The sequence below is a fragment of the Salinisphaera sp. LB1 genome (assembly GCF_003177035.1).
GTDB lineage: Bacteria > Pseudomonadota > Gammaproteobacteria > Nevskiales > Salinisphaeraceae > Salinisphaera.
This window is the reverse complement of sequence record NZ_CP029488.1, coordinates 3,044,836-3,066,976: the sequence shown is the minus strand read 5'-3', so window position 1 is coordinate 3,066,976 and position 22,141 is coordinate 3,044,836. Positions and strand designations below refer to the sequence as shown.

The following is a 22,141-nucleotide window of genomic DNA, read 5'->3' as shown; positions in this document are numbered from 1 at the left end:
GAACCGGGGCATCGCGGTCGCACTGTGCGCCGCCTGACAAGATTTGCGCCGCAACGCCGTGTGATGCGAAACCGCAAAGGCCGCTGTGACCCGTAGACGGGAGCAGGGTGTCACGCAGGTCGGATTAGATGCTTGCACCGTAATCCGACAGGCGGGCCTACGGAACCGCGGGTTGAGCGTCGGATTACGCGCTGCGCGCTAATCCGACCTGCCGCCAGGTCATTGTTTTTAAATTAATTAGACGGAAACAGTGCTAGCCTAGGCCCTATTTGACCTACGAGCGGTATAGCTGTCGCACTACGCCCGCGTCGAGATTCACCTGCCCGGCCTGCGCCGGACGTGGGCGGCGCCCCGCGAAGCGGCGCGTCGCCCGCGTCGCCCTCAGGCCTGCTCGGGCGTCTTCTCGCTCGACGAGACATCCAGATCGAGCTCATCGTTGACCACCCGGACCACCACGCGGCCGCCATGGGCCAGCTCGCCGAACAGCAGCTCCTCGGCCAGCGGTTTCTTGATGTTCTCCTGAATCACGCGGCCCATCGGGCGTGCGCCCATCTTCTCGTCGTAGCCGCGCGCGGCCAGCCAGGCCCTTGCCTCGGACTCGACCACCAGCTCCACGCCGCGCTCTTCGAGCTGGGCCTCGAGCTGCAGCACGAACTTGTCGACCACGCGCTCGATGACATCGCCCTTGAGCGGCGCGAACTGGATGATGGAGTCCAGACGATTGCGGAACTCGGGCGAAAAGCCGCGACGGATCGCCTCCAGGCCATCCGTGCTGTTATCGGATGGATTGAAGCCGATACTGCGGCTGGCCATCTGCTCCGCCCCGGCGTTGGTCGTCATCACCAGGATGACGTTGCGGAAATCCGCCTTCCGGCCATTGTTATCGGTGAGCGTACCGTGGTCCATCACCTGCAGCAGCAGGTTATAGATGTCCGGATGCGCCTTTTCGATCTCGTCCAGCAGAATCACAGAGTGCGGCTGCTTGTTGACCGCTTCGGTCAGCAGGCCGCCCTGGTCGTAACCGACATAGCCCGGGGGCGCGCCGATCAGGCGCGACACGGTATGCCGCTCCATGTATTCCGACATGTCGAACCGGATCAGCTCCACGCCCAGATGCAGCGCGAGCTGACGCGTGACTTCGGTCTTGCCCACACCGGTGGGCCCGGCGAACAGGAACGAACCGATCGGCTTGTCGCGGTTGTCTAGCCCCGAGCGTGACATCTTGATCGCGCTGGACAGCGAGTCCACGGCCTCGTCCTGGCCGAAGATGACCAGCTTGAGATCGCGATCGAGCGTGCTGAGCACGGCGCGGTCGTCGCGGGACACGGTCTTGGACGGAATCCGGGCGATCCGCGAGACCATTTCCTCGATATCCCGAACCTGCACCGTCTTGCGCCGCTTGGTCGACGGCCGCAGACGCAGACGCGCCCCCGCCTCGTCGATCAGGTCGATCGCCTTGTCCGGGAGATGCCGGTCGTTGATATGACGCGCCGACAGCTCGGCCGCTGCCTCCAGCGCCGGGTTGGTGAAGCGCACCTGGTGGTGCTCCTCGAACCGTGTCTTGAGCCCCTTGAGGATCTGCACCGTGTCGGCCACGCTCGGCTCCGGCACATCCACCTTCTGGAACCGGCGCGCCAGGGCGCGATCCTTTTCGAAGATGTTGCGGAATTCCTGGTACGTGGTCGCACCCATGCAGCGCAACTCGCCCGAGGCCAGCTTCGGCTTGAGCAGGTTCGAGGCATCCATCACGCCACCGGAGGCCGCGCCAGCGCCGATCACCGTGTGAATCTCGTCGATGAACAACACCGCACCTTTTTGCTTGCCGAGTTCGGCGAGCACACCCTTCAGGCGCTTCTCGAAATCGCCACGGTACTTGGTACCCGCGATCAGCGCGCCAAGGTCCAGCGCATAGATCACGCTCTTGGACAGAATATCCGGCACACGCCCTTCGACGACCATCCGCGCCAGCCCTTCGGCGATCGCGGTCTTGCCGACGCCGGCCTCGCCCACCAGCAAGGGATTGTTCTTGCGCCGACGGCACAACGTCTGGATCACGCGCTCGATCTCGTGCTCGCGGCCGATCAGCGGATCCACGTCGCCCTCGGCGGCCTTGCGGTTGAGATTGGTGGCGTACTGTTCCAGCGGTGACGCGCTCGACTCGCCGTTCTCGTCGCTCTGCGACTGGCCGGCGCTGCCGGCGTCACCGGATTCCTCGCCCGACTTGTTGACGCCGTGCGAGACGAAATTGACCACGTCCAGGCGCGTGACGTCCTGTTCGCCCAACAGGTATACCGCGTGCGACTCCTGCTCGGAGAAGATCGCGATCAGCACATTGACCGCCGTGACCTCCTTCTTGCCGGACGACTGCACGTGATAGACCGCGCGCTGCAGCACGCGCTGGAAACCCAGCGTCGGCTGAACCTCGTGGTCTTCGCCGGCCGGCACGACCGGCACATGCGTGTCGATGTAATTCTTGAGTTCACGCTCGAGACGTTGAATGTCGGTGTTCACGGCCTCGAGCACCTCGATCACTGCTGGATTGTCCAGCAGCGACATCAGCAAATGCTCGACGGTGAGCATTTCGTGATGCTGACGACGCGCAACCATGAAGGCGGCGTCGAGTGCAGTCTGCAGTTCTTGGCTGAGCATTTTGCGTCCCCGAACTTGGCGTTCGATTTAAACCTGCGGCGCGACGTGTCGGCCGTCCTTTCAGGCCTCTTCCATAGTACACAACAGCGGGTGCTGGTGTGCGCGTGCGTGGTCGTTGACCAGTTGCACCTTGGTCTCCGCGATCTGGGCGGTATAGGTGCCGGCCACGGCCTTTCCGCGTGTATGAACGGTCAGCATGATCTGTACCGCCTTGTCCCGATCATGGGTGAAATAAGTCATCAGCACTTCGACCACGAATTCCATCGGCGTGTAGTCGTCGTTATGCATGACCACTTTATACAACGGCGGCTTCTTGGTCCTGGGCTTTTCGGGCGCGACCGCGGTACCGCCGTCTTCGTGCCCGATTTTCGGTTTGTCGGTATCAGTCATGTCGACCCCTGGGTTTCATTCGACGTGAAACGCGACGCGCGCCGATGTCGCCGCCGATTGAAAGATAGAGAAAGACGGGTGGCATGGCGGCACCGAACACGCGGCATTCACGCCGGCCGTGCAGGCCATTTTCGATCCGATTATCCGATCCGCAACCATCAACGGCTACAGATATAGGGGCTGGAAAGCCGTGAATCAATCGCTCGAACAAGGATTCGGCGCACACCCTCGAATCGCGCGAAATCCGGCCTATTCGCCGAGGTTATGCGCCAACTGCTGACGAATCCGGCGCGGCACGCTCTGCGCCACCTCGAGCCGCGCGACGCCGATCGCGCTGGCGAATGCCGTCGCATCGGCATCGCCATGAGATTTGACCACGGTGGCCTGCAACCCGACCAGCGTAGCGCCGTTGTACTGGCGCGGATCAACGCGGCTGCGAAACGCCCGAAGCACGGGCATGGCCAGAACCGCCGAGGCCTTGGTCAGCCAGTTGCGCGCGAACTCCTCACGCAGATACTGGGCGATGAGCTTGCCCAGACCCTCGCTGGTCTTGAGCGCCACATTGCCGACGAAACCATCACAGACCACCACATCCACATCGCCGATGTAGATATCGTCGCCTTCGACAAAGCCGATGTAGTTCAGCCCGCTCGCGGCAAGCAGCCGGCCGGCGTCCTTGATCTGCTGATTGCCCTTGATTTCCTCGGCGCCGATATTGAGCAATCCGACCCGGGGATGCTCGATCCCGTGCACGGCACTCGCGAGCACGGCGCCCATGACCGCGAACTGGAACAGCTGCTCGGGCGTACTCTCGGCGCTCGCGCCCAAATCGAGCATCAGGGTGTGCCCGTCGCGCGAGGGAATCGGCGAAATGATCGCCGGCCGATCGATGCCGGAGAGCGTCTTGAGTACAAATCGGGCGGTGGCCATCAGCGCGCCGGTATTGCCCGCCGATACGCAGGCATCGGCCTCGCCGCGCTGCACCAGATTGACCGCCACGCGCATGGACGAGTCTTTTTTCTGGCGCAGCGCGCGCGCAGGCGACTCGCACATGTCGACGACCTCGCCGGCATGCACGACCTCGAGACGATCGAGCACGGCATCGCTTTTCTGACGCCGCCCGCGGTCCGCGATCTGTGTCTCGAGCGCCGCCGCATCGCCCACGAGTTTCAGCACGATATCCTCGTGCCGGCGCAGGCTGGCGATCGCCGCTTCGACGGCCACGGCACTGCCGTGGTCGCCACTCATCGCGTCAACCGCGATGCGAATCATGCCGGACACGTGATCGCCAGCGGTCGCTGCACTTGTTTCATCCCCTCGCCCCATGTCCAACACGATACAACGCAGCGCCCGTCACCCGGACGCCGCACTGTCGGCTGGATACGATGACGCGCGCAGAAAACTCTAGACGTCGTCGCCGGTCTCGACCACACGCCGGCCACGGTAGAAGCCGTCGCGGGTCACGTGGTGACGACGATGCGTCTCGCCCGTGGTCGGGTCGATCGACAGCGTCGGACGATCCATGCTCGCATGCGTGTTGCGACGCTTGTCGCGCTTCGAACGGGATTTACGGTTTTGTTGGACGGCCATAGCACTGCCTTTGGGTTATCCGGATCGGGATCTACCGCGGCTCATCGTCATCGCGCTTGAGCGATGCCAACGCCGCGAACGGGTTCGGTTTGTCTGGCGCCGGACTGTTCTCCGGCGCTTTCTGTTCGGTGTCGTAGGCCGCCCGACATGCCGGACGGTCGCACTGCACGATCATCGGCAGCGCGAGCAGCAGTTCATCGTCGATCAGCGCATGCACATCCAGCATATCGCCTTCGCTCAGAATCGGCTCCCACTCGCGCGGCACGGCGGCGGCCGCCTCGTCACTGGCCACGACGATCCCCGCCACATCGATGTCCATCGCCTGCGCGGTCGGCTGCAGGCAACGCTGACACGGCAGCATCAGCGTCGTGCGCACGCGACCGGTCAGCACCACCCGGCGCTGGTTATCCTCGTCGAGCAACAAAGACGCCTCGACCGGCGCATCCGAAGCCACGACCACGACGGCCTTGGTTCGAGGCAACGCCGACAACGACAAACGGCCCGTCAGGCGCGCCTTGTCCACCGCCCGGCGGCGATAGTCGATCCGCCGCGTCATTTGTTGCCCCGACGACATGGCGCGCGATAATAGGGGGCGAGCCGCCGCAAGTCAAAGCCTTTCGCCCGCGAGGCCAATCGTATCCGGCCGTGCGGTCGCTTGCTTTATGCTCGCCTGCGTCATTTTCAATCCCACACGCTCATGAGCGCGCATCGCCCCCACGTGATTCTAGCCTCCAGCTCGGTCTGGCGCCGCCAGCTGCTGCAACAGATCGGCCTGCCCTTCGAGGCCACGTCGCCCGATGTCGACGAGACCGCGCACGCGGGCGAGCCCGGCGACGCGCTGGCCTGCCGCCTGGCCCGGGCCAAGGCCGAGAAGGTGGCCGCCGACTGGCCCGAGGCGGTCGTCATCGGCAGCGACCAGGTCGCCGACGTCGATGGGTACATTCTGGGCAAGCCGGGCACTGCCGCACGCGCGCGCGAACAATTAAGGTGGCAGTCGGGCAAGCGCGTGGTCTTTCATACCGGGCTGTGCGTCTGCGCGCCGGCGTTCGCCGAGCCGCGCCTGCATCTCGAAACCGTGACCACCCGGTTTCGCGAGCTGGACGATGCCGAGATCGCGCGCTATGTGGCGGCCGAGGATGTCACCGCCACGGCCGGCAGTCTCAAGTCCGAAGGCCTGGGCATCACCCTGGTGGCTGCGATCGAATCCAGCGACCCCAGCGCCCTGGTGGGGTTGCCCCTGATCGGCCTGCGCCGGCTGCTCGCCGAGGCCGGCCTTGCCCTGCCCTGACTCAGGGCGCCCCGGCTTTACCGGCGGCCAACCAGGCCGGCAACGCCCGTACATCCGCGATCACGTCGATGGCGCCCGCGCGGCGCAGGCGGATTTCATCGTGTACGCCGCAACGCACGGCGAGCCCGTCGATTCCCGCGGCGCGCGCCATCACCATGTCGTACTCGGTATCGCCGACCATCAGCGCCGCCTCCGGCTCGGTTGCCGTGCGCAGCAGGATATCGTCGATCATGTTGGGCGCCGGCTTGGGCACCGACTCATCCGCGCACCGGGTGATGCGAAACAGCCCCTTCGAATCGGTTGCGTGCATCGCGCGATCCAGCCCGCGCCGGTTCTTTCCGGTCGCCACGGCCAGCTCGATCCCCTGCTCGCCGAGATGAACCAGCGCCTCGCGCGCGCCCTCGAACAGTCGCGGGGCCGCGCGTGGCCAACCGTAGCGCTGGCGATACCGGCTGATGCGATCGCGCACCCGGACCGGGTCCAGCTCGGGAAACAGTCGCCCCAACACCTCCTGGATACCGAGGCCGACGAGCTCGCGCATCTGGGCCGGCGTGCGCTCGGGCAGGCCGGTATCCTGAATCGCCTGCTGCAGGGTGCCGACAAGCTCGCCGGCCGAATCCATGAGCGTGCCGTCCCAGTCGAATATGATCAGCTGGTAGTCGCGCGCCATCACGCCCGCCCCAGCCGGCCGAAGACCGCCGCCAGATCGGGCGCAAGCGGCGCCTCGAAGACATGCGGCCGCCCATCGAAATACAGCCGTACCGAGGACGCGTGCAGCGCCAGCCGCGCCAGGCCGCGCTCACGCCAGCGACTGGCCCGCGCGTTCGGGCCGTACTTGTCGTCTGCGGCCACGGGGTGGCCGCAGTGCGCCGCGTGCACCCGGATCTGGTGCGTGCGACCGGTCCGGATCTCGACGTCCATGCGTGTGGCGTCGGCATAGAACTCGGCCGGAGCGAAGCGCGACAGACTGGCCCGTCCGCCGTCGTGATCGACCGTGACCACGCGCTCGCCGGCGCGCTCCACGTCGCGCGACAGCGGCGCATCGACCTCGATCGTACCGTGCGGCCACCGCCCCTCGACCAACGCGATGTAGCGCTTGCTCGCCGACGCGTCGTTAAGGCCGGCCCGCAGATCGTCGAGCGCAGCGCGGGAACGCGCCACGAGCAGACAGCCGCTGGTCTGCCGGTCGAGGCGATGCACGAGTTCGAAGTACTCGCCGGGGCGCGCGGCCCGCAGCACTTCGATCAACCCGAAGCGCAGGCCGCTACCGGCATGTACGGCCAGTCCCGCCGGCTTGGCAAACACCAGATAATCGGCGGTTTCCGCCACGACCGCGGCGTTGACCTTGTCCATCAGCGCGTCGGGCGGCCGCCCCGGGTCGGCCTTCGGGGCCTGATGGACCGGCGGAATACGCACATCGTCGGCTTCGACGAGCCGGGTTCCGGGCCTGGCCCGACCCTTGTTCACGCGCACTTCACCGCTGCGAATGATTTTGTAAACGCGCGATTTCGGCACGTTTTTGAATTCACGCAGCAAAAAATTATCCAGCCGCATGCCGTCGTCGTTGGCGTGCACGCGAACATGTCGTACTTGAGGCCGCTGCGTTGTCAGATTACACTCCCAAGGTCGCGCATACGCGGCCCATCGAAAGTCGATGTAGCCAGCGAGCGCTGACCGACAGTTATTTCGAACACGCTGGTGCGTAACGGTTGAAAGCCTATCACGGCACGTTCGCTCAGCGGTTCCCTATTCTCGAGTTATCCATTCATCTTATGCGCTCCTGTCTGACCGCCGTAGTCCCCATTCTGCTCGCCGCGATGCTTGGCGAGTGTGCGCGGGGTACGTCGCGGTCGGCCGCGTGGCAACGCGTCCATACGCGCCGCGCCCGGGCCGCCAGTCGAGCGCGCCACTGGATCCCAATCCATGAAACGTATTTTGGTCAACGCCACCCAGCCGGAAGAGCTGCGGGTGGCCATCGTCGATGGACAGAAACTGCATGACCTCGACATTGAGGTCGGTTCTAGAGAACAACGCAAGGCCAATGTCTACAAGGGACGCGTAACCCGGGTCGAGCCCAGCCTGGAGGCCGCGTTCATCGATTACGGCGGCAACCGCCACGGGTTCCTGCCGCTCAAGGAAGTCGCCAAGTCGTACTACGAGAAAGCGGACGGCAACGGCCAGGGCAATGGCAAGGCCACGCTATCCGAAGGCCAGGAAGTCATTGTCCAGGTCGAGAAGGAGGAACGCGGCAACAAGGGGGCCGCGCTCACGACCTACATCAGCCTCGCCGGGCGCTATCTGGTGCTCATGCCGAACAATCCGCGGGCGGGCGGCGTGTCCCGTCGCATCGAGGGCGAGGAGCGTAACGAGCTGCGCGAAGCACTCAACGAAGTCCAGGTGCCCGAGGGCATGGGCGTGATCGTGCGCACCGCTGGGGTCGGCCGCTGCGCCGAGGAATTGCAGTGGGATCTGGACTATCTCGCGCACGTCTGGAAAGCGATCAACGACGCGGCGGACGCGCGCAAGGCGCCGTTCCTGATCTACCAGGAATCCAACGTCATCATCCGCGCGCTGCGCGATTACCTGCGCGACGATATCGGCGAGGTCGTCATCGACCAGCCCGAGATCTACGAGACCGGGCGCGAGTTCATGCAGCAGGTCATGCCGCATGCCCTGAACAAGCTCAAGCAATACACCGATGAAACGCCGCTGTTCTCGCGTTTCCAGGTCGAGTCGCAGATCGAATCCGCCTTCGAGCGCGAGGTCACCCTGCCCTCCGGCGGTTCGATCGTGATCGATCACACCGAAGCCATGACCTCGGTCGACATCAACTCGGCACGCGCCACCAAGGGCGCTGGCATCGAGGAAACGGCCTTCAACACCAACGTCGAGGCGGCCGAGGAAGTCGCGCGTCAACTGCGCATTCGCGATCTCGGCGGCCTGGTGGTGATCGATTTCATCGACATGGAGAGCGCGAAGAACCAGCGCGAAGTCGAGAACCGCCTCAAGCAGGCGGCCAAGGCCGATCGCGCGCGCGTCCAGATCGGGCGCATATCGCGCTTCGGCCTGCTGGAGATGTCGCGCCAGCGGCTCAAGCCGTCGCTATCCGAATACTCCAGCCAGGTCTGCCCGCGCTGCCTGGGCCGCGGTTCGATCCGCAGCGTCGAATCGCTGTCGCTGTCGATCCTCCGCCTACTGGAAGAGGAGGCAATGAAGCCGGGTACAGGCCGCGTGATCGTGCAGTTGCCGATCCCGGTCGCGAGCTTCCTGCTCAACGAAAAGCGCAGCGATCTGGCGGACGTCGAACGGCGCGCCAAGACTCGGATCACGCTGGTCCCCAACAACGAACTCGAAACGCCGCACTACGAGATCCGGCGCGTCCGCGGCGACCAGCTCACCGAAGAAGACAACAACGCCGCCAGCTACAAGATCGATACCCAGGTCGATATCGAAAAAACCGGCGGAACCCGATCACCACACCAGTACGCGCAAGGCCCGCGAGGAGCCCGCGGTCAAGCGCGTTGCCCGCCCCGACGCACCGGTCATCGAGCGCAGCGAGCCCGCCAGCACCAGCGAACCCGCCAGCGCCAGCGCTCCGCCACCGGCGGCGACGCCCGAGCCGGCCGCCAGCATGAGCCCGTGGCAGCAGCTCTGGGACGCGCTTCGGCGCATCTTCAGCGGCGAGGCCGATCTCGGCCCGTCAGGCCCGGGTCCGGCCAGCCGCGAGACAACCACGCAGAAAACCGAACACGACCAGCGCCGCCGCGGCGCGAACGCGAAGTCCGGCGATGAGTCCGCCGGCCGGCGCGCAGAATCCGGCGACGGCAACGCGAAGACGAATGCACGCGGCGACAAGTCGCGGGATGACGACAACAACCGCGGCAACGGCAACAGCCGGAATGGCAATCGTCGGCGTGGCGGGCGCAACCGCGGTCGCGACGAGAACAGCAGCGGCCAGTCGCCGAAGCAGAGTTCGGGCCAGGATGCGGACAAGGCGCCGAAGCAGGACGCCGGGAAGCCGGACACACCGGCCGAGGACACGGCCCAGAGCAACCGCGACAAGGCCGCCGCGGCACGCAAGGACGCCGACAATTCACGCAGCAAGGCCGCCGAAGCACAGGCCAAACAGTCCGCGCAGGGCAACAAGCGCGCGGACAATAGCGCGAGCCGCAAGCCGGAGCCGAAAACCGACGACGCCGATCAGGCCACCGACGAGCCGAACCGGACGAACAACGACGCATCGGGCGCCGATGACAATACCGGATCGGGCGAAGCCAAGCGCGGCCGGCGCCGCCGGCGTGGCGGTCGCGGCCGGCGCGGTGGCCGCAAGCGCAGTGGCGGCACGGACAACGACACCGACGAACAGAAGGCAGCCGCGACAAGCGAGACGGCTACTAACGGCGCGGCAAGTGCCGAAGACGACGCGTCGGGCGCGGATCAGTCCTCGCCCACCCAGGCCCAGCCCCGTTCAGACGCAGGCGAAGCCGAGACGACCGGGGGCGACGACAACAATACGCCCGCGGCAGACCGGAAGGCCGAGGAATCAGCGGATGCATCTTCCAAACGGAACGGCGGCAATGCCGACGCCAGTGACGACACCCCGGAGCGCAGCGCCGATGGCCAGAACGGCACAAAACGCCAGTCCAAGGCAGCGCTTCCCGAAGTCGAGGACAAGCCCTGGTCGGCCGTGACCGCGAGCGATAACGCCCGCAGCGCCAGCCAGAATGACGACGAAGCCCCCGCGGCATCGAAAACCGAACCCGAGGGTGGCAAGCCGGACAAGCCCAAACGCCGCCGGCGGGTCAAGGCTTCGAACGCCGCCGACACGGCGGACGCTACCCCGGGCGAAGACGCGCTGAGCGCGCCAGCCGGCCCGGACGACGGCACGACGGCGGATTCGAGCGAGATTGCCGACAAGCCACGCAAGAGCAAGCCGAAACGTCGGCGTTCGAGCACCCGCAAGGCGGCCGCCAGTGAGGACACGGATGGCCAGGCCGCCGCGCCGGCCGAGCCGAACAAGACGCCGCGGGAAGCGCCGGCTGCCAGCGTCGAGGAATCGGCTGCCGTGTCCGAGTCGGGCGAGGCCGCCGGCAAACCGGTCGACACCCCGGCAACGGACGCCGCCACCCCGGACGCGTCGAGCGCTTCGCAGCCCCCGTCGGAGCGCGTTGGCGTCACGCCGGCCACGAACGCACACGAGCCGAAAGCAGACGAAGCCGGGCACGCGTCCGACACCGCGGCGCCGGCCGGCGCTACGGAACCGGACGACGATGAGCGCGCCCGCCTGCAGCAGGTCGAAACCAGTGCGGCGGCGCCATCGCAGCCCGAGACCGAAGACCGCGTGGCCGATGCATCGGCCGAGGCGAAGCACGATTCGGCCGCGACCGCGTCGCCCGATGACGAACCGGTTGCCGCCGCTGCCACACGCGTTGCGGCATCCGCGGTCGTCGAGGCGGCGGCGTCCCCCGCCGAGCCCGAACTGACGCAGGTGGAAACACGTTCCGAGCAGGCGTCGCACGCCGCGCACGGAGCCGACGCCGAGGCCGAGGACACGACGCAGGACGGCGAGAAAACCCAGCCGGACGACACCTCGACCGCGTCTGCGGACAAGGCCGACGAAAGCCCGGAAAAGCCCCGCTGATCGCTCGGCGGATGGCCGTTGCATCGGTTCGCGCCCGGCATCGGGCGTGCCTTGTCGTGCCGCGCCCGGCACGACAAGGCGCCGACACAAGGCGATGAATTGACTTGACGGGACACCGTACGCAACCGGCCCCTTATAAGCGGGCCGGTTGCCCGATCGGCTTAGCGTGCGACGAGACGCCCGCTGATATCGACGATCAGCCCTTCAATACAGGTTTCGATCATGTTCAGTACGCGATCGAATCCACCAGCGCCGCCGTAATACGGGTCGCCCACCGGCTGGCCCCGGTATTCGGCGCTGAAGTCGCCGAGCAGGGCGATTCTCTCCAACAATTCGCGACGACCATCGGCCATGGCCCGAAGATCGGCGAGATTGCTCTCATCCATGGCAATGACATAGTCGAAGGCCGCCAGATCGACCGGCGATACCTGACGCCCGCGCAGGCGGCTGAGATCGTAGCCGCGGGCAGCGGCCGCCGCCATGGCGCGCCGATCCGGCGGCTCCCCCACGTGCCACGGCCCGGTGCCGGCGGAATCCACGACCACACGCTCGGCCAGACCCGCCGCGTCGAGGCGGCGTCTCATGATGCCCTCGGCCGTGGGCGATCGGCAGATATTGCCGAGACACACGAACAGGACACGCATTTCGGCGTTGTTCTCGATCCCGCTCATGCGCCCTGCATCCGCTGTGTCACGAGAGCAAGATCGGCTTCGGTGTCGACCCCGGGCCCCGGCAGGGCCACGGCATCAACCAATGCGATCGGCAGCCCGATATCGAAGGCGCGCAGCTGCTCCAGCGATTCATGCCGCTCGAGAAAACCGGGCGCGGTGGCGGCGAAGGTCCGCAGGGCATCGACCCGGTAGGCGTAGATGCCAAGATGGCGCAGGGCCGCGCCGTCGAAGGCAGTGTTGCCGCTGTCGCGATGATAGGGAATCGGCGCCCGGCTGAAATACAGCGCGCGTCCTCTCGCCGCCACCACCTTCACGATGTTCGGGTTGCGAAAATCCTCGGCGCTGGCGATCGGCGTCGCGGCCGTAGCCATCGCGGCGCCGGGATCGTCGTGCAGTGCCTGTGCCACCTGATCGATCAAGGCGGGCGGCATCATGGGCTCATCCGCCTGCACATTGACCACGATCGCGTCGGCCGACCACTGCGCCCCCGCCACCACTTCCGCGATGCGATCACTCCCACAGCTATGCTCCGGGCGCGTCATGACCGCCCGCGCGCCGGCCCGTTCGACCGCCGCCGCGATTTCCGCCGAATCGGTCGCCACGATCACCGAAGCCGCGGAACTCGCCGACGCGGCCCGACAGACGTGCTCGACCATCGGCCGGCCCGCGATCTCGCGCAGCACCTTGCCCGGAAGACGCGTACTGGCCAGTCGGGCCGGAATGACGACGTGAAAATTCATTCGTGCTCCTGCATGGGGACGATGCGCCGCAGTAACGCATCGATTTCGTTCGTACAATCGGGCGACAAGCGCGTGGTGACCGGCACGGCCCAGAGGTCGCGGTCGCCGAAGCGCGTGCATTTCACCGCATCCTTTTCGGTCATCAACACGGGCCGATCGTCGCCAAACGCGAGGTCGGCGCGCCGGTAACGATGGTGATCGGGCGCGGCATGCCGAATCACGTCGAGACCGGCGGCTTCGAGCATATCGAAAAACCGCGCCGGCTCGCCGATGCCGGCCACGGCATGCACCGTCGTGCCGCGAAAGCTCTCCAGCGCCGCCATCCGGCCATCGCGCAGCGAACGCGCCATGCCTGGCTCAAGCCAGAAATCGCGGCCCGCACCCTGGACACACTCCAGATCGACCCAAGCCAGACGCTTTTTCGGCTCGCGCAGGGGCCCGGCCGGCAGCAGCCAGCCGTTACCGTAGCCGCGGCGCGCGTCCCGCACGGCGATCTCGGCGTCGCGCGCCAGCCGGTAGTGCTGCAAGCCATCGTCGGCGATGACCAGATCGACATCGTGCCCGGCGATCAGATGCCGCGCCGCCGCCACCCGGTCCGGATCGACCACCACCGGGATGCCGGTGCGCTGTGCAATCAGGACCGGCTCGTCGCCGCCCTCGACGGGTCGCGTGTCGGCGCGCACCGTCAGCGGATAATGCGCGGCGCGTCCGCCATAGCCGCGCGCGACCAGCCCGGGGCGCAGCCCGAGCGCGCGCGCACGTGCGATCACGGCCAATGTGAGCGGCGTCTTGCCGCTGCCACCGACGCTGATGTTGCCCACCACGAGCACCGGCCGCGCGACGCGTTGCGCGGCCCACCAGCCCCGCCGGTACGCTATCCGGCGGCCGGCCACGATCATGCGGTAGAGTACGGCCAGCGGCACCAGCGCCCAGAGCGCATGCGCACCATACCAGCGCCGCTCGATCGCCGCCGACCACCGCGATCGGCTCACGCCCCGTCCGGACGTGCAAACTGGATGTCGTGCAGGCCCCGGTAATGGCCCTCATGCGCCATCAGTTCCGCGTGGCTGCCCTGCTCGACCACCCGGCCGTCATGCATCACCACGATGCGGTCGGCATCCTGGATGGTCGACAGGCGATGCGCGATCACCAGGGTGGTGCGATCGCGCATGAGGTTGTCGAGCCCCTTCTGGATCGCCTTCTCCGACTCCGTGTCCAGGGCCGAGGTGGCTTCGTCGAGGATCAGGATCGGGGCATTCTTGAGCAGTGCCCGCGCGATCGCCACACGCTGCCGCTGACCGCCGGAGAGCATCAGGCCGTTCTGCCCCACAAGCGTGTCGTAGCCCGCGGGCAGCGACTCGATGAAGTCAGCCGCGTAGGCGCGACGCGCGGCGTCCTCGATCATCCCGCGCTGGGTGTCGCCGAGCGCGCCATAGGCGATGTTGGCGGCAATCGTGTCGTTGAACAACACCACGTTCTGGTCGACCAGGCTGATCTGGCGCCGCAAATCGGCCAGCCGGTACTCGGCGATGGGCACATCGTCGAGTGCGATCCGCCCCGTCTGGATATCGTAGAAACGCGGCAGCAACGACAGCAGCGTCGACTTGCCGCTACCCGAGCGGCCCACGAACGCCACCGTCTGCCCGGGTTCGACATGGAAGCTGATGTCGTCCAGCACGTCGTGATCACCGCCCGGATAACGAAACGATACATTCGCGACATCGATCCGGCCCGCGGCGCGTGCCAGTCGGCGCGTGCCGCGATCGGGCTCGCCCGGCTCGTCGATCAATTCGAAAATCGCACCCGCGGCCGCCATCCCCGCCTGAATCGTAGCGTTGACGCCGGTGAGGCGCTTGATCGGGCCCATCGTCCCCATCATGGCGCCGAAGAAGGTAGCCAGATCGCCCGGCGTCATCACGCCGCCGCCGGTATTGTGCACCGCCACCGCGACCACGAACGCAATGGCGATGGCCGCGATGAACTGAATCACCGGTATGCTCGCCGCGCTCGTGGTGGCCTTGCGCATCGACACCTGCCGATTGCGGCGGTTGACCCGCTCGAACGCATCGCGCTCCTGGCCCTCGCCACCGAAGACCTTGACCACGCGCTGGCCGGTCAGCGCCTCTTCGCTGATGTGCGTGATGTCGCCCATCGACTGCTGAATGGTGGCGCTGTAGCGCCGGAATCGCCTGGACACATGATTGACGATCAACGCAATGATCGGCCCCACCAGAAGCGTGATCAGCGCCAGCGACCAGTTGACCCAGAACATCAGCAGCGTGAAACCCACGATGCGCAGGGTATCCTGGATCACGATGGTGATTGCGCTGGTGGCCGCCCCGGAGATCTGGCTCGTGTAATACGTCAGCATCGCCGTCGTGCGGCCGGTGGTATGACGGTCGAAGAAGCTCGCTGGCAGCCGCAGGAACTTCTCGAACACATCCGAACGCACGTTGTAGACCACGTGGTTGGCCACCCAGGCCATGCAATAACTGGCCACGAACCCGGCGATGCCGCGACCGACGAACAGGCCCAGGATGAAAACCGGGATCCAGCGGATCATCCACGGATCGCGATGCACGATGCTGCCGTCCAGCAGCGGCTTGAGGATATAGATCAGTGCCGTGTCGGCACCGGCGTACACCGCCATGCCGACGCCCGCGAAAGCCAGCCAGTGCTTGTAGCGCCAGGTGTAGCGCAGCAGACGGGGATAGATTTCCCCGATCGGCATATCGGTTTGGATGCTGTTGCGCGCCAACTGGACTGCTCCCTGTCGCCCCGGCTCGCGGCAGCCGGCTGGCTCGGACGAGCCGCCGCATGGCTCGCCATGGCCGCTCCCACGGCCCCTGCCGTGAACGCGCATGATAATCATGCAGTTGCCGAGGGGCTACCCGCCGGGCCGCGGCTGCTGCCAGAAACGACGGTGCTGCCAACGCCAACGTGCCACCCGCGGCGCATGCGGCGCCGGCCACGCCACCTCCAGCGCCCCGGCTGTCGCGGTATTGAACAGCTCGATGCCGCGCGCTTGATAACGGGACACGACCGCTGGCCGCGGAAATCCCCAGCGGTTGTGCCAGCCGGTGGATACCAGCGCCACCGCCGGGTCCACTGCGTTGATGAAAGCCGGCGAAGACGAGGTCGTGCTGCCATGGTGCGGCACCACCAGGACATCGCTCGCGATCGCTTCGACTTCTCGATCCAGCAGCGCCCGCTCGCCCGGCGCCTCGATGTCGCCGGTCATGAGCACACTCGCGCCCGGCGCATGAATCCGCAGCACACAGGAATGCTCATTGCTGTCATGCGCGTCGGCGGCTTCGGCCTCGCTCGGATAGAGCAGGTCGAAATCCACACCGTCCCACCGCCAATGCTGGCCGGCGCGGCACGGATCCCCGCTGTGCGCGCCCTGGCGATGCGACACCTCGGCCTGCGCCACGACCGCCGCTGCGCCGCCGACATGATCCATATCGCCGTGGCTGATCAACAGCCGATCGACTTCAAGCCGCCCGACCTGGCGCAGATACGGCAACACGATCATGGCGCCGGCATCGAAACCGGTGCGGTACGCCGGTCCCGCGTCGAACACCAGCGTGTGATGCGCGGTGCGCACCACGCTCGCCAGCCCCTGTCCGACATCGAGCACGGTCAGGCGAAAGCGGCCGGGCGCGATGGCCTGACCGGACGGGCGCCAGCCGATGACCGCCGGCAGAATGAGCAGCGCGCCGAGCGCACGAAGTCGCCATGGCACCGGCACGGCCGCCAGCCACAGGCCCGTAACGGCGAGGACGAGCGCCAGCCCGCCCGGCAACACGTGATGGAATGACGCCAGCGGCCATTGCGCCGCCCATTCCAGCCCCGGCCACAGCGCGGCCAGCGCCGCGGCGATCTTGGCCAGCAACCAGCCGCCCGCACCGGCCGGCGCCACCAGCGCGGCCACCCCACCCGCGAGCACCAGCGGTACCGCGAGGCTGGCCGCCGGGATCAGGAGCGCGTTGACCAGCGGCGCCACCAGCGACGCCTGGCCAAAGAACCAGAGCGTGAGCGGCATCAGCACGACCACCAGACCGAGCTGGAAGTACAGCGCCTTGCGCCACCAGGCCCCGTCCACCAGGGTCGCGATCCAGATCAACCATGCGACCGCCGCAAAGGACAGCCAGAAACCGGGCGCAATCACCGAGGCCGGATGCCACAGGACCACGATCAACGCCGCCCAGGCCAGCGCCCGGCTGGCGCCGATATCGCGTTCGACTCCCACCGCCGTCAACAACACGGCGGCCATGATCACCGCGCGCTGGGTGGGCAGCGCCCAGCCGGCCAGTGCGGCATAGCCGATGGCCCCGGCCATTGCCACCACAGCGGCTACGCGCCGCGCCTGGCGCGCCGCTGGCGTACGCAGCGTCAGCCAGCGGGCGATGGCAAACAACAGGCCCGCGATCAGGCCGATATGCAGGCCCGATATCGCCACCAGATGCGTGGTGCCGGTAGCGCGCAGCGTGGCCCACTGGGCATCGGTGATGTGTTGTCGCACGCCCAGCGACAACGCCTCGATCAGGCCGCGCATGGGCTGCTGTTGCAGAATGGGCGCGAGGCGTTGCAGCGCGGCATGGCGCAGGCGATCGACGCTCCGGACCGGTGCCGCATGGCATGCAGCGGAATCGCGGACATAGCCGGTGGCGTCGATCCCCTGGCGCCAGAGCCAGCCGCTGTAGTCGAAGCCGCCCGGATTGGCCGAGCCGTGCGGCGTCGACAGCTTGGCCCGGACATGCAGGCAATCGCCGGGCGCCAGCGCCGGCGGCTTGTCGTACCACGACAGGCGCAGCCGTCGGGCCGGATCGCTCGTCGTCATCTCGAAGCGTGTGCGATAACGCCCGGCCTCCGGCAGACCGACCACATGACCGGTCAACGATACGATCTCGCCATCGGCCGCCGCCGGCAGGCGATCGGCCATGGCGTGGTGGGCCTGAATCAGGCTCCAGGCCGCCATCGTGCAGACGACGGCCAATAATGCGCGGCCAGGGAACCGGGCCAGACAAAGCAGCAGCGGGGCCAGCAACCAGGCCGGGCTGGGCAGTTCGGGCAATTGATACACGGCCGTGACGGCCGCCACGCCGGCGACGGCGATCAGCCGGACATCGTCGAACACGGCAAACGACGCCAGCGAGCCGGTCGGCCCATGGCCCATCACTCCCCCCTAGACATCATGGATTGACCTGCCCGTCCTCAACATTGCGTGGGTTATGTTGGGGATGGGTTAAACCCCTGACACAGAGCCACATTGAGGAGGGCAGGTCATGAATGAGATTAGCATGGACGCCAATGAGACCCGGATCGCGCAGGCTGTGCTGGAACAGCGGGTGTCGACCGTCGCCGAATACGGCGTTTACGTCGGTCTAGACGTGCACAAGGACACGATTGCCGTGGCGGTCGCGCCGGCGGGACGCAGCAGTACGCCGGCCAGCTGGGGCGAGGTGGCCAACAAGCCCAAGACGATCGCCAAGCTCGTCGACCGTTTGACCACGGCTTTTGATGGCGAGGTGATCCTGTTTTGCTACGAGGCCGGGCCCTGTGGGTACGGGCTTTATCGCCAGCTCCTGAGTCTGGGCCATGATTGCCAAGTGGTGGCGCCGTCGCTGATTCCGCGCAAGCCCGGCGAGCGGATCAAGACGGATCGGCGCGATGCCCTCAAGTTGGCCACAACGCTGCGCAGCGGCGATCTGACCGCCGTGTGGGTGCCGGATGCCGAGCAGGAAGCGATGCGCGATCTCACCCGGGCGCGTGAGGATCTCAAGGCGATCGAACGCACGGCACGCCAACGCCTGGGTGCCTTCTTGCTGCGCCACGGGCACGTGTACCCCGGCAAGAGCCGCTGGACCCAGGCCCATTTTCGCTGGATCGAGCGGATCACCATGGCCACACCGGTTCAGCAGATCGTCTTGCAGGAATATGTGGATACCGTGATCGCGGCCCAGCGTCGCGTGGCCGCCCTGACCGGGCAGATGCGCCAAGCACTGGACAGCTGGTCGCTGCGGCCGGTGGTCGAGGCCCTGATGGCACTGCGCGGCGTGCAGATGATAACCGCCATGACTGTGCTCGCCGAGCTCGGCGATCTCACGCGCTTTGACTCGCCGAGCCAGCTGATGGCATATCTGGGCCTGGTGCCCAGCGAGCACTCGTCCGGTGGTTCACGACGCCAGGGCAGCATTACCAAGACAGGCAACGGCCATGTTCGGCGCGTGCTGGTCGAAGCCGCCTGGGCCTATCGATTCCCGGCGCGTAAAAGTGATGCCATCCAGCGGCGGGCCGAACAGACCAGTGACACCGTCCAAGCCATCGCTTGGCACGCCCAGAAGCGTTTATGCGGGCGTTATCGCCATCTGATCGGCGCCGGCAAGAACACGCCGCTGGCCACCACCGCGGTCGCACGCGAATTGGCCGGCTTTATCTGGGCCATCGCCTGCGAAGTACCGGTCAATCCAGCCGTAGCCGCGTAACCGCTCGGCCGTCACCCCCATTCACAACAGGAGGATTGAAACGCATGCCTTTGGATCAGGACACGGCCGGCCCGGTTGGAGAACCCTTGAGGACCCTATGGGGCACCCGGCCAATCCGCTTGATCCCCGCCACTAGAGCAAGGCAGCTCCGCGACGAAGACATGTCAGGTCGGTACCCAATCCACGTATATCAGAGTGATCTACCGTCGCAGCAGCCGCCCGTGTTCTGTTCCAAGGGCATACGTCAAAAGACATGATGAACGAATCACGAGTCGTAGTTGACAGGTCAATCCATATCAGTGTCCTGTCACGGGTATTTTGCCGTATTCAGAACGCCTGTGCGGGCCCAGCACAAGGCGCGCGACTGCGCCATAGCGTGCCTATGGCAAAGGAGTGCAACGCGGTGATGGGCGCGCACAGGCGTTCCCTTCGGGATATAGGGTGCGGGGCGAGGCGGCGCGCGCCCGTGGACGGCGTTGCGCCGTTTGGCCAGGGGGATGCCCTGGCCGGCGCGGCGCGCCTTGCCACGAACGCGCGCCGCCTCGCTGAATGCGACAAAATACCCGTGACAGGACACTAGCCGCTGCGCGGCCGTTCCGGGATCGAGACTAGCGCGACGCCGCGGTGGGTACCAGCCGGGACCACACCGAACGGCGCATGGACCGAACCGCCCGAGTGGTCAGGCCACGGCGGTCAAACCAGCTCGGAAAGCTCCGCGGGGGCCAGGTGACCGTCGGTGAGCGTCCAGATCTGATCCATGCGCTGGGCCAGCTGCCGGTCGTGGGTCACCATGACCAGACTGGTGTCGAGATCGGCGTTCAGCTCGAGCATCAGATCGAACACGCTCGCCGCCGTGCGGTGATCCAGATTGCCGGTCGGCTCATCGGCCAGGATACAGGCGGGCTGGGTCACCAGCGCCCGCGCCACGGCCGCGCGCTGGCGTTCACCGCCGGACAATTCGGTCGGCTTGTGCTCCAGCCGCGCGCCGAGACCCACCTTCTCCAGCAGCTCTCGTGCACGGGTCAGCGCCGGGCCATTCGGCCCACGGCGGAGCATCAGCGGCATGGCCACATTCTCGACCGTGGTCAGTTCCGGCAGTAGATGATGGAACTGATAGATGAATCCCAGTTTCTCGTTGCGCAGGCGGCCACGGGCGGCATCGGACAGGCGCGTCATGTCCTGGCCGGCGATATGCACAGTGCCGGTGGTGGGCACGTCGAGCCCGCCGAGCAGATGCAGCAACGTGGACTTGCCCGAGCCCGAGGCGCCGATGACCGCGATACGCGCGCCGGGCGCGACATCCAGATCCACGCCGTCGAGCACCGTGATCGGCTCGCGTACTTCGGTGAAGGTCTTGCTCAGGCGGCTCGCCGAGAGCACGAAATCCGCAGGGTTATCACTCATAGCGCAGCGCCTCCGCTGGCTGCACGCGCGCCGCCCGCCAGGCCGGATACAACGTGGACAGGAACGACAGCACGAGCGACAGACACGAGATGCGGACTACATCGGCTTCGTGTAACTCACCCTTGAGCTGGCTGATGTAGTAGACATCGGCCGACAACAGGTTGGTGTGCAGTACTTTCTCCACGAACGGCACGATATCGACCATGTAGATCGACAGCAGCACGCCGAGGACGACGCCGATCGCGGTGCCGATCACCCCGATCAGCATGCCCTGGACCATGAAGATCGCCATCACCGATTTCGGTTTCATGCCCAGCGTGCGCAGGATCGCGATATCACCCTGCTTGTCGGTGACCACCATCACCAGCATGGACACGATATTGAACGCCGCCACCGCGATGATCAGCGAGAGAATGATGAACATCATCGTCTTCTCGGTCGCGATGGCGTGGAAGAAGTTCGCATTCTGCTGGGTCCAGTCGGTCACGCGATAGCGATACGGCAGGATTTGCGACAGCCGATGCGAGACCTGCGGCGCCTTGAACATGTCCTTGAGCCGCAGCCGCAGCCCGGTAACGCCGTCGCCCATGTGATAGAGCGTCTGGGCGTCCTTCATCGAGATCAGGACCATGCCACTGTCGTATTCGTACATGCCCACGGAAAAAATGCCGGAGACATGAAACCGCCGGAAGCGCGGCACGATGCCGGCCGGCGTGACGTTGGCCTCGGGGATGAGCAGATCGACATTGTCGCCCACGCCCACACCGAGCTGATTGGCCAGATCGACACCCAGAATGATGTTGTAAGTGCCGCCCTTCAGCGAATCGAACGAGCCCGCCACCATATGACTGGCCACATCCGAGACATCCTTCTCGCGCTTGGGCACCACGCCGCGAATCAGCGTGCCGGAGATCGAACGACCACTGCGCACCATGCCCTGGCCGGAGACATACGGCGCCGAGGCCACCAGCTGCGGCGTCCGCTTGTCGACCTGCTTGCGCAGATCCTGCCAGCCCTGCAGCGCGCTGTTGTTGGCCTGGATCTCGACGTGCGCGGCCATGCCGAGGATGCGATTGCGCAGCTCCGACTCGAACCCGTTCATCACCGACAACACGGTGATCAGCAGCATTACGGCCAGCGCAATCCCGCCCATCGATATCGACGAGATGAACGATATAAAATGATTGCGCCGCTTGGCGCGCGTGTAGCGCAGGCCCAGCGCCAGTTCGAGTGGTCTAAACATGGCCGCGCATTAAATCACACAGACAACAATCGGCACA

At 66.2% G+C, this 22,141-nt stretch carries 17 protein-coding genes; 3 read left to right on the top strand and 14 right to left on the bottom strand.

The features are described from left to right. Positions 1-381 precede the first annotated feature (381 nt). The 5 genes from clpA to SALB1_RS13735 form a co-directional block, all read right to left on the bottom strand. A complete protein-coding gene (clpA, locus tag SALB1_RS13755) occupies positions 382-2,649 on the bottom strand; it encodes an ATP-dependent Clp protease ATP-binding subunit ClpA (protein WP_109994377.1) in 2,268 nt (755 codons plus the stop codon). 60 nt (positions 2,650-2,709) lie between these two features. Further along, positions 2,710-3,039 (bottom strand): ATP-dependent Clp protease adapter ClpS, encoded by a 330-nt coding sequence (clpS, locus tag SALB1_RS13750; RefSeq protein ID WP_109994376.1) that lies wholly within the window; start codon positions 3,037-3,039, stop codon positions 2,710-2,712. Positions 3,040-3,288: 249 nt separating this feature from the next. Further along, positions 3,289-4,311 carry a phosphate acyltransferase PlsX gene (plsX, locus tag SALB1_RS13745; RefSeq protein ID WP_179950669.1) on the bottom strand — a complete coding sequence of 341 codons (1,023 nt, stop codon included), beginning with the start codon at positions 4,309-4,311 and terminating at the stop codon, positions 3,289-3,291. A gap of 132 nt (positions 4,312-4,443) precedes the next feature. Beyond that, on the bottom strand, positions 4,444-4,629 hold the full coding sequence (gene rpmF, locus SALB1_RS13740) for a 50S ribosomal protein L32 (RefSeq protein ID WP_109994374.1): 186 nt from the start codon (positions 4,627-4,629) through the stop codon (positions 4,444-4,446). 31 nt (positions 4,630-4,660) lie between these two features. After that, positions 4,661-5,185 carry a DUF177 domain-containing protein gene (locus SALB1_RS13735; RefSeq protein WP_158590744.1) on the bottom strand — a complete coding sequence of 175 codons (525 nt, stop codon included), beginning with the start codon at positions 5,183-5,185 and terminating at the stop codon, positions 4,661-4,663. A 141-nt stretch (positions 5,186-5,326) separates the two neighbouring features. Between SALB1_RS13735 and SALB1_RS13730 the strand changes: the two genes are divergently transcribed. Further along, the gene (locus tag SALB1_RS13730; protein ID WP_109994372.1) at positions 5,327-5,917 is read left to right on the top strand and encodes a nucleoside triphosphate pyrophosphatase; all 591 of its coding nucleotides are present in this window, start codon (positions 5,327-5,329) and stop codon (positions 5,915-5,917) included. Position 5,918: 1 nt separating this feature from the next. On the opposite strand, the gene SALB1_RS13725 is transcribed toward SALB1_RS13730, so the two are convergent. Beyond that, positions 5,919-6,587, bottom strand: a complete 669-nt coding sequence (locus tag SALB1_RS13725; RefSeq protein ID WP_109994371.1) for an HAD family hydrolase — start codon at positions 6,585-6,587, stop codon at positions 5,919-5,921. Then, positions 6,587-7,492, bottom strand: a complete 906-nt coding sequence (locus SALB1_RS13720) for an RluA family pseudouridine synthase (protein WP_109994370.1) — start codon at positions 7,490-7,492, stop codon at positions 6,587-6,589. The genes SALB1_RS13725 and SALB1_RS13720 overlap by 1 nt, the downstream gene beginning before the upstream one ends. A 348-nt stretch (positions 7,493-7,840) precedes the next feature. Here SALB1_RS13720 and SALB1_RS18820 point away from each other — a divergent pair, with 348 nt between their 5' ends. Then, positions 7,841-9,709, top strand: coding sequence for an Rne/Rng family ribonuclease (locus tag SALB1_RS18820; protein WP_120247047.1), 1,869 nt, complete (start codon positions 7,841-7,843; stop codon positions 9,707-9,709). A gap of 2,010 nt (positions 9,710-11,719) precedes the next feature. On the opposite strand, the gene SALB1_RS13710 is transcribed toward SALB1_RS18820, so the two are convergent. The 5 genes from SALB1_RS13710 to SALB1_RS13690 form a co-directional block, all read right to left on the bottom strand. Then, entirely contained in the window at positions 11,720-12,229 is a 510-nt protein-coding gene (locus SALB1_RS13710; RefSeq protein WP_199678811.1) for a low molecular weight protein-tyrosine-phosphatase, read from the bottom strand. Beyond that, a complete protein-coding gene (gene kdsB, locus SALB1_RS13705) occupies positions 12,226-12,969 on the bottom strand; it encodes a 3-deoxy-manno-octulosonate cytidylyltransferase (protein ID WP_109994369.1) in 744 nt (247 codons plus the stop codon). Before kdsB ends, SALB1_RS13710 begins: the two co-directional genes overlap by 4 nt. Then, positions 12,966-13,961, bottom strand: a complete 996-nt coding sequence (lpxK, locus tag SALB1_RS13700; RefSeq protein WP_199678810.1) for a tetraacyldisaccharide 4'-kinase — start codon at positions 13,959-13,961, stop codon at positions 12,966-12,968. The genes kdsB and lpxK overlap by 4 nt, the downstream gene beginning before the upstream one ends. Then, positions 13,958-15,700: a lipid A export permease/ATP-binding protein MsbA gene (gene msbA, locus SALB1_RS13695; RefSeq protein ID WP_109995447.1), complete on the bottom strand. Its 1,743-nt coding sequence runs from the start codon at positions 15,698-15,700 to the stop codon at positions 13,958-13,960. The genes lpxK and msbA overlap by 4 nt, the downstream gene beginning before the upstream one ends. Before the next feature lie 156 nt (positions 15,701-15,856). Next, the gene (locus SALB1_RS13690; protein ID WP_109994368.1) at positions 15,857-18,148 is read right to left on the bottom strand and encodes a DNA internalization-related competence protein ComEC/Rec2; all 2,292 of its coding nucleotides are present in this window, start codon (positions 18,146-18,148) and stop codon (positions 15,857-15,859) included. A 109-nt stretch (positions 18,149-18,257) separates the two neighbouring features. On the opposite strand from SALB1_RS13690, the gene SALB1_RS13685 reads away from it, so the two are divergent. Then, positions 18,258-19,457, top strand: coding sequence for an IS110 family transposase (locus tag SALB1_RS13685; RefSeq protein ID WP_255414403.1), 1,200 nt, complete (start codon positions 18,258-18,260; stop codon positions 19,455-19,457). 693 nt (positions 19,458-20,150) lie between these two features. Here SALB1_RS13685 and lolD read toward each other — a convergent pair. Then, a complete protein-coding gene (gene lolD, locus SALB1_RS13680) occupies positions 20,151-20,861 on the bottom strand; it encodes a lipoprotein-releasing ABC transporter ATP-binding protein LolD (protein ID WP_109994367.1) in 711 nt (236 codons plus the stop codon). Further along, positions 20,854-22,104: a lipoprotein-releasing ABC transporter permease subunit gene (locus tag SALB1_RS13675; protein WP_109994366.1), complete on the bottom strand. Its 1,251-nt coding sequence runs from the start codon at positions 22,102-22,104 to the stop codon at positions 20,854-20,856. The genes lolD and SALB1_RS13675 overlap by 8 nt, the downstream gene beginning before the upstream one ends. Positions 22,105-22,141 lie beyond the last annotated feature (37 nt).

What these genes read in the sequence shown, in the direction of transcription:
- clpA (WP_109994377.1), bottom strand. Translation starts at nt 2,649, where the DNA reads ATGCTCAGCCAAGAACTGCAGACTGCACTCGACGCCGCCTTCATGGTT.
- clpS (WP_109994376.1), bottom strand. Translation starts at nt 3,039, where the DNA reads ATGACTGATACCGACAAACCGAAAATCGGGCACGAAGACGGCGGTACC.
- plsX (WP_179950669.1), bottom strand. Translation starts at nt 4,311, where the DNA reads ATGATTCGCATCGCGGTTGACGCGATGAGTGGCGACCACGGCAGTGCC.
- rpmF (WP_109994374.1), bottom strand. Translation starts at nt 4,629, where the DNA reads ATGGCCGTCCAACAAAACCGTAAATCCCGTTCGAAGCGCGACAAGCGT.
- SALB1_RS13735 (WP_158590744.1), bottom strand. Translation starts at nt 5,185, where the DNA reads ATGACGCGGCGGATCGACTATCGCCGCCGGGCGGTGGACAAGGCGCGC.
- SALB1_RS13730 (WP_109994372.1), top strand. Translation starts at nt 5,327, where the DNA reads ATGAGCGCGCATCGCCCCCACGTGATTCTAGCCTCCAGCTCGGTCTGG.
- SALB1_RS13725 (WP_109994371.1), bottom strand. Translation starts at nt 6,587, where the DNA reads ATGGCGCGCGACTACCAGCTGATCATATTCGACTGGGACGGCACGCTC.
- SALB1_RS18820 (WP_120247047.1), top strand. Translation starts at nt 7,841, where the DNA reads ATGAAACGTATTTTGGTCAACGCCACCCAGCCGGAAGAGCTGCGGGTG.
- SALB1_RS13710 (WP_199678811.1), bottom strand. Translation starts at nt 12,229, where the DNA reads ATGAGCGGGATCGAGAACAACGCCGAAATGCGTGTCCTGTTCGTGTGT.
- kdsB (WP_109994369.1), bottom strand. Translation starts at nt 12,969, where the DNA reads ATGAATTTTCACGTCGTCATTCCGGCCCGACTGGCCAGTACGCGTCTT.
- msbA (WP_109995447.1), bottom strand. Translation starts at nt 15,700, where the DNA reads ATGCCGATCGGGGAAATCTATCCCCGTCTGCTGCGCTACACCTGGCGC.
- SALB1_RS13690 (WP_109994368.1), bottom strand. Translation starts at nt 18,148, where the DNA reads ATGGGCCATGGGCCGACCGGCTCGCTGGCGTCGTTTGCCGTGTTCGAC.
- SALB1_RS13685 (WP_255414403.1), top strand. Translation starts at nt 18,258, where the DNA reads ATGAATGAGATTAGCATGGACGCCAATGAGACCCGGATCGCGCAGGCT.
- lolD (WP_109994367.1), bottom strand. Translation starts at nt 20,861, where the DNA reads ATGAGTGATAACCCTGCGGATTTCGTGCTCTCGGCGAGCCGCCTGAGC.
- SALB1_RS13675 (WP_109994366.1), bottom strand. Translation starts at nt 22,104, where the DNA reads ATGTTTAGACCACTCGAACTGGCGCTGGGCCTGCGCTACACGCGCGCC.